Below are 6,227 nucleotides of genomic sequence, written 5' to 3' on the forward strand. Positions count from 1 at the left end.
GCGTGGTGCGATGTTCTCCTGGAGTCCTCAAATGCCCGATCCGATGGCCGGCCTTCCCCCGCGATTCCTGCGTACGCCGGAGGCCGCGCGCTATCTTGGCCTGTCCGGTCGCACGCTGGAGAAGCATCGCACCTACGGTACTGGACCGACATATCGGAAGATTGGCGGACGTGTTGTCTACGCCGTCGATGACCTGAAAGCGTGGGCCGACCGCGGCGCGAAGACCTCGACATCGGATCCGGGCAAGGGGACCGTGTTGCCCGCCAAGAAGCATCCCGCGCTGCGCCCGTATGCGGGCCAGGAACGCCGCTGATCGCCGCGCCAGGACAGTGACCATGCGGCGCAAGCACCATTCCGAGCGCGACCAGCTTGAGCTCTTTCGGGCGCTGCCTGGCGATCTCGCGCCGCGCGATGCGCAGGATCTGATGGCCTATCCGTTCTTCTCGCTCGCAAAAACAAAGCGAACTGTGCCGATCGATTTCCGCGCGGGTGCGATCGCAATTCGTGTCGAAGCCGTGCCGGAACACGGCATGGCGACCATCTGGGATGCAGATGTTTTGATCTGGGCCGCGTCCCAGATTGTCGAAGCTCGTGACGCGGGCTTGAAGACCTCGCGCCTGATGGCTGCAACGCCTTACGAGATTTTGACGTTCGTCGGCCGCGGCACCAGCGCGCGCGACTATGACCGGCTCAAGGCGGGCCTCGACCGACTTCAGTCAACGACGGTGCTGACGTCGATCCGTCAGCCGGCAGAACGGCGCCGGCATCGCTTCTCCTGGATCAACGAGTGGAAGGAGACGGCCGATGCAAATGGCCGTCCATTTGGGATCGAGCTGATCCTGCCGGATTGGTTCTACGCCGGCGTCGTCGATGACGCGCTCGTGCTGACGATTGATCGTGCCTATTTCGAGCTCACGGGCGGGCTGGAGCGGTGGCTCTATCGCCTCGTGCGCAAGCACGGTGGACGCCAGTACGGCGGCTGGAGTTTTGATCTTCTGCACCTCCATGCCAAGTCCGGCATCCTCTCGCCGCTCAAGCATTTTGCTTACGACGTTCGCCAGATCGTCCAGCGCCAGACATTGCCCGGCTATCAGCTCGTGCTCACGCGCGATCCTGACGGCACCGAGCGGCTGAACTTCGCGCCTGCGCCTGTCGATCCCTTAACGGCACGCCTGCGCCGGCGCGGTCTTATTCCAAATTCGGAGGACAACCTGTGAATCAGCTCGTGCTATCGGGGACCGCAACCCTCGTGCTATCAGGGACCCGATCCTCGTGCTATCGGGGACCGGAATCGAGCTTAAGAGCTTGTTTCTCCGCGCTTTCCGGCCGCTCTAACTTTACTAACCAGAAATCCTTCGGATTTCTTCTAACGGAGCGGGCCGAAAGCCGCGTTGGTGACGCTCGGCAACGGCAGTTCGACAGTCCAGCCTGCCTTTGCAGGCCGTACACACTCTCCACTGAGCCCCAAGCTCCCGGCTGCCAGCTCCAGCGTCAGGGAGTCGCCGCATGAGCGATCTCACGGAAGTGGAAGTTCTGTGGCTCGAGAAGCGTATCGAAAACCGCATACGGTTCGGTCGTATTGTCAAAGAACGGAAGCTTGATCGCCATCGGCGCGTCTTGTCATTTGCGCCAGGCAGTATCTTTGCCTTCGTCCGCTGGACCTCCAACGACTTTGGCACGATCATTTCGCGGATCGACATCTTGCGCGCGGTCGCACCGGGACAGCGCTGTTCGACTGTACCGTATGTGACACCCGGCGGTGAGATTCTGCTGCGGCTTTCAGGCTGGCCGAAGGTCGAGCGCGTGCTCCAGATGATCGATGCCATTGAGGCGCTCGGCATCGATCCGGTTGATGTTGCGCCCGATCATTGGCATCACGTTCACAACCGTCTGTCCGTCAACGAGAACCCGCGTCCTTATACGAAAGCGCGCCACCAAGCCTGGCTTCACCGTCAGAGGATAATGCGATGACGGGCCGCGTGAAGACGCTGACCGCGACGTTTGGGGCGGCGGCTGCGCTCGTCGCGACACTCGCTCTGGAGCCGCTTCCGCTTTTCATCTGGAACGCATCTGCGAGCGTGCCGATCGGTCTCTATCGCTTACGACCGACGGAGAGCTTCCATGTCACCGAGCTGGTCGCCGTTCAGCCGCCCGAGCCGCTTGCGACCTTCCTCGACCTTAACGGCTTTTTGCCCATTGGCGTCCCGATGCTGAAGCGCGTGCTTGCCCTTCCGGGGCAAAGCGTTTGCAGAACCGGCCTCATGATTTCGGTCGACGACGTCGCGATGGGCGAGGCGATGGATCGCGACGGACGCGGGCGGCCACTGCCGAAATGGCAGGGCTGCCGCGTCGTTGGCGACGGCGAGCTGTTCCTAATGAACTGGCAGTCGGACGACTCGCTTGATGGCCGGTATTTTGGATTCTTGCCTGCGTCGGCAGTGATCGGCCGTGCGCTGCCCGTGTGGACATGGGAGGAGTGATCGTGCGTGTTCCACGCTCTTACACCGCCATTCCTCTGTTCGATCGATCGCGGGACCATTCCTCGGTCTCGACCAACGCTTGCAGGGCCGACGCGCGCCGCGGAAGTCCAGGGCGGCCGCATGGCCGGCGCGAAGCGGCTTTACCCTGGACGGGCGCGAGCACGACGGCATGCTTGGCTCGGTCGGGCGTGCGTGTTTGGACTGTCGTGTTGCTGTTGCTTGTTTTCGCTGCGTCGGACGGTGCTACTCTAGCTGAGAGTGGAAGGGCATTAGGTCAAGCGGTTGCTCAGGCAGGCAACCCGTTTGCAACTTTCGTCGACGAAGCCTCGCAACGTTTTGCGATTCCGATGAACTGGATCGTTTCGGTCATCAACGTCGAAAGCGCTGGAAACCTGCACGCCAAGTCGCCCAGAGGAGCAATGGGCCTGATGCAAATCATGCCGGCGACCTGGGCGGAACTTCGCGAGCGGTACAATCTCGGGAACGATCCCTACGACCCACACGACAACGTTCTGGCCGGGACGGCCTACTTGCGCGAACTGCTTGACCGATATGGCTCGCCTGGCGTGTTCGCCGCGTACAATGCGGGACCAGCTCGCTACGAAGAGCATCTGGCAGGCACCTCTCTGCCAGACGAGACGCGAGCATACGTCGCAAAGCTTGCAGATCTGCTGACCATCGAACTGCCGCCGAGGTGGGCGTCCAGCGGTCAGTCATCAGCGGCTGCGACGCTATTCGTCACGCGATCCGATCTCTTGAAAACGCGCGATCGGTTGCCGGCGCTCACGCCGTCGAGCGGTGTCACGACCGCAATCTCGGCGCCTGGTGTTTCGCCCATGGTTCCCCGGCCAATTGGCATGTTCGTTCCTCGATCGGATTCGGGAGCATCGCAATGACCAAGTGTACTGGTTCGCGAGCTGATGGCGTTTGGGCGATGCCTTCGGCCCGCGCTCTACTCGTCGCTTCGCTCCTCACCGAGCCACCCTTCGGGTGTCTCGGCCCTTCGGGTAACGATCGCTATCGCAAGCGCTCGGAAGCATTGGAGGCTTCGCGAGTTGGCTGCCAAGTCGCTGCGGCTCTTTCGGCTACCGGGAGACCACGACGGCAGGACGGGCACATGGTTCCTCGGCCAATTAGCCTGTTCGTGCCTCGATCGGATTCGGGAGCATCGCAATGACCAAGCGTGCGGGTTCGCAAGCTGACGGCGTATGGGCGATGCCTTCGGCCCGCGCTCTACTCGTCGCTTCGCTCTTCACCGAGCCACCCTACGGGTGTCTCGGCCCTTCGGGTAACGATCGCTATCGCAAGCGCGCGGACGCAGTGGGGGCTTCGCGAGTTGGCTGCCAAGTCGCTGCGGCTCTTTCCGGATTCAGCGACTGGGAGATCACGACGGCAGGACGGCGAGATAAAAGGGGCTCGCCGGTCGAACCGCAAGCCATTGGCATGGCTTGGTTTCTGGCGTGCCGGTCGGTCGGGGCGCGTGCCGCGCCTTGCATTTTGATGAATGCAATCAAGGGCGTTTCCGGCACCTTGTGCGCTTTTGATCGTTGGAGGGCCCTGCCGTGAGTGTGCGCGACAGCGACCTGCGCGTTCGGCCTGGGCGCATCCGCAGTACCCGCGCGCCGAAGCAAAAGAGCTTCATCAACCAGGTGCTACGTGCCGCGAAGAAAGCAGGACACACCTCAGGGCAGGCTGCAGCTGCCAGGCGTGCCGTGGCTTATGGGCGCTCGACGTTTGGCCGCGGGCGCCTTGCTTTTAGCCGTGCCAGATTGTTCAGCCCGACGCGCCGCGTCGTGGTGAAGGCGCGCGTGGTTCGTCACAAAGGGCGGGCTTTCCGCTCAGCGCCACTGACCGCCCATCTTTCTTATCTGAAGCGCGAAGGCGTGACCCGGAGTAGTGAGCGGGCCGAGATGTTCGGTGAGGGCTGCGACCGCGCCGATAGCGCGGCTTTCGCTGAGCGCTGCAAGGACGACCGGCATCATTTCAGGTTCATCGTCTCGCCCGAGAACGCCGACGAGATGACAGACCTGAAGGCCTTCACCCGCGACCTTGTCAGGCAGATGGAGATCGATCTCGGTACGCGGCTCGATTGGGTGGCTGTCGATCATTGGAATACCGACAATCCTCACGTCCATCTTCTCGTTCGGGGCGTGGACGAGGAAGGGGCGGATTTGGTGATCTCCCGTGATTACATTAGCCAAGGCCTGCGTTCACGCGCTGAGGAACTGGTCGCCATTGAACTGGGTCCAAAACCAGAGCACGAGATCCGCAATTCGCTGGAGAGGGAAGTCACGGCGGAACGATGGACGCGGCTCGATCGGGAGATCCGGCTGGCGGCCGATGAGACCGGCTACATCGATCTTCACCCAGAGAATCCCGGAAGCTCTGATCCCGAGATTCGGCGCCTGATGGTCGGTCGCCTTCAATATCTGGAGAAGATGGGCCTTGCGGCCTCCGCCGCGCCGGGGGAGTGGATGGTCGGGCTCGAGGCCGAGCAGTCCTTGCGCGACCTCGGCTTGCGCGGTGACATCATCAAAACCATGCATCGCACCTTTACCGAGCGTGGCGAAGCGCGCGGCATTGCCGACTTCGTCATCGAGGGTGGACAGCCCACGTCTCAGATTGTCGGACGGCTGCTTGACCGGGGATTGCATGACGAACTGACCGGCGAGGCCTACGCCCTGATAGACGGAACGGACGGGCGCGCACACCACGTACGCTTCCGAGGAATCGAGGCCTTCGAACATGCTCCGCCCGTTGGCGGAATCGTCGAAGTCCGACGTTTCGGTCAAGCTGGCGATCCTCGGCCGACCGTGGTGCTGGCGGTCCGCTCGGATCTCCATCTTGCCGAGCAAGTCACCGCCAGGGGCGCGACCTGGCTCGACCACAGGCTGGTGGAACGCGACCCCATGCCGCTCGCCATGGGCGGATTCGGCCGCGACACCCGCGAGGCCATGGAAGCCCGTACCGAGCATCTGGTCCAGGAGGGCCTGGCGCGGCGGCAGGGCCAACGGATCGTCTTGCAGCGGGACCTCCTGAACACGCTGCGCCGGCGCGAGCTAGACAAGGTGGCCACAAAGGTCTCGACGGAGACCGGCTTGCCTTATGTGAAGGCCGACTCCGGGGACCATGTGGCGGGCACCTATCGCCAGCGGCTGACGCTCACCTCAGGACGCTTCGCCATGATCGATAATGGGCTCGGCTTCCAGCTCGTACCCTGGTCGCGCGAACTCGAACAGAGGCTCGGCCAACACGTCACCGGCGTCGTCAAGGATGGCGGAGGCATCGAATGGGGCGTTGGTCGGAAGCGCGACCTCGGCCTTTAGCAAAATCTACAATTCAAATTGCGGAAGGGCGTTCGGGATGTCCGGAACCAAGATCCTTTGGGGACAGGTGATCGTCGTCGGCCTGATCGTCTTGCTGGCCATCTGGGGAGCCACCGAGTGGACGGCCTGGCGGCTCGCCTGGCAACCGGAACTGGGGCGGCCCTGGTTCGAGCTGTTGGGCTTCAAGGTCTACTATCCGCCCGTCTTCTTTTGGTGGTGGTTCGTCTACGACGCCTATGCACCTCAGGTCTTTGTCGAGGGGGCCTTCATCGCGGCGTCGGGGACCTTCATTTCGATCGCGGTGGCGATCGGCATGTCGGTTTGGCGGGCGCGCGAAGCCAAGAGTGTTGCGACCTATGGTTCGGCGCGCTGGGCAGGTCCCGAGGAGGTGAGGGCGGCTGGACTTCTCGGCCCGGATGGT

The 6,227-nt window shown here is 62.8% G+C and carries 6 protein-coding genes and 1 pseudogene; all 7 read left to right on the forward strand.

Translation table 11 applies throughout. From position 1 onward, the window contains the following. Positions 1-31: 31 nt before the first annotated feature. Positions 32-313 carry a helix-turn-helix transcriptional regulator gene (locus ACM43_RS13615; protein WP_008561544.1) on the forward strand — a complete coding sequence of 94 codons (282 nt, stop codon included), beginning with the start codon at positions 32-34 and terminating at the stop codon, positions 311-313. A 22-nt stretch (positions 314-335) separates the two neighbouring features. Beyond that, positions 336-1,217, forward strand: coding sequence for a replication initiator protein A (locus ACM43_RS13620; protein WP_271540632.1), 882 nt, complete (start codon positions 336-338; stop codon positions 1,215-1,217). A 289-nt stretch (positions 1,218-1,506) separates the two neighbouring features. After that, the gene (locus ACM43_RS13625) at positions 1,507-1,971 is read left to right on the forward strand and encodes a DUF2840 domain-containing protein (protein WP_271540634.1); all 465 of its coding nucleotides are present in this window, start codon (positions 1,507-1,509) and stop codon (positions 1,969-1,971) included. Further along, positions 1,968-2,480 carry a S26 family signal peptidase gene (locus tag ACM43_RS13630; RefSeq protein ID WP_271540636.1) on the forward strand — a complete coding sequence of 171 codons (513 nt, stop codon included), beginning with the start codon at positions 1,968-1,970 and terminating at the stop codon, positions 2,478-2,480. Before ACM43_RS13625 ends, ACM43_RS13630 begins: the two co-directional genes overlap by 4 nt. 206 nt (positions 2,481-2,686) lie before the next feature. After that, complete coding sequence (locus ACM43_RS13635; protein WP_333919219.1) at positions 2,687-3,376, forward strand: lytic transglycosylase domain-containing protein; 690 nt, start codon at positions 2,687-2,689, stop codon at positions 3,374-3,376. Positions 3,377-4,042: 666 nt separating this feature from the next. Further along, complete coding sequence (locus tag ACM43_RS13640) at positions 4,043-5,806, forward strand: relaxase/mobilization nuclease domain-containing protein (protein ID WP_271540637.1); 1,764 nt, start codon at positions 4,043-4,045, stop codon at positions 5,804-5,806. Between the two features lie 37 nt (positions 5,807-5,843). Next, positions 5,844-6,227: pseudogene (locus ACM43_RS13645) on the forward strand (conjugal transfer protein TraG); the annotation flags it as partial.

This window comes from Bradyrhizobium sp. CCBAU 45321 (assembly GCF_028128975.1).
GTDB lineage: Bacteria > Pseudomonadota > Alphaproteobacteria > Rhizobiales > Xanthobacteraceae > Bradyrhizobium > Bradyrhizobium yuanmingense.

Coding starts and splice junctions, on each gene's coding strand:
- ACM43_RS13630 (WP_271540636.1), top strand. CDS start 1,968: ATGACGGGCCGCGTGAAGACGCTGACCGCGACGTTTGGGGCGGCGGCT.
- ACM43_RS13625 (WP_271540634.1), top strand. CDS start 1,507: ATGAGCGATCTCACGGAAGTGGAAGTTCTGTGGCTCGAGAAGCGTATC.
- ACM43_RS13620 (WP_271540632.1), top strand. CDS start 336: ATGCGGCGCAAGCACCATTCCGAGCGCGACCAGCTTGAGCTCTTTCGG.
- ACM43_RS13615 (WP_008561544.1), top strand. CDS start 32: ATGCCCGATCCGATGGCCGGCCTTCCCCCGCGATTCCTGCGTACGCCG.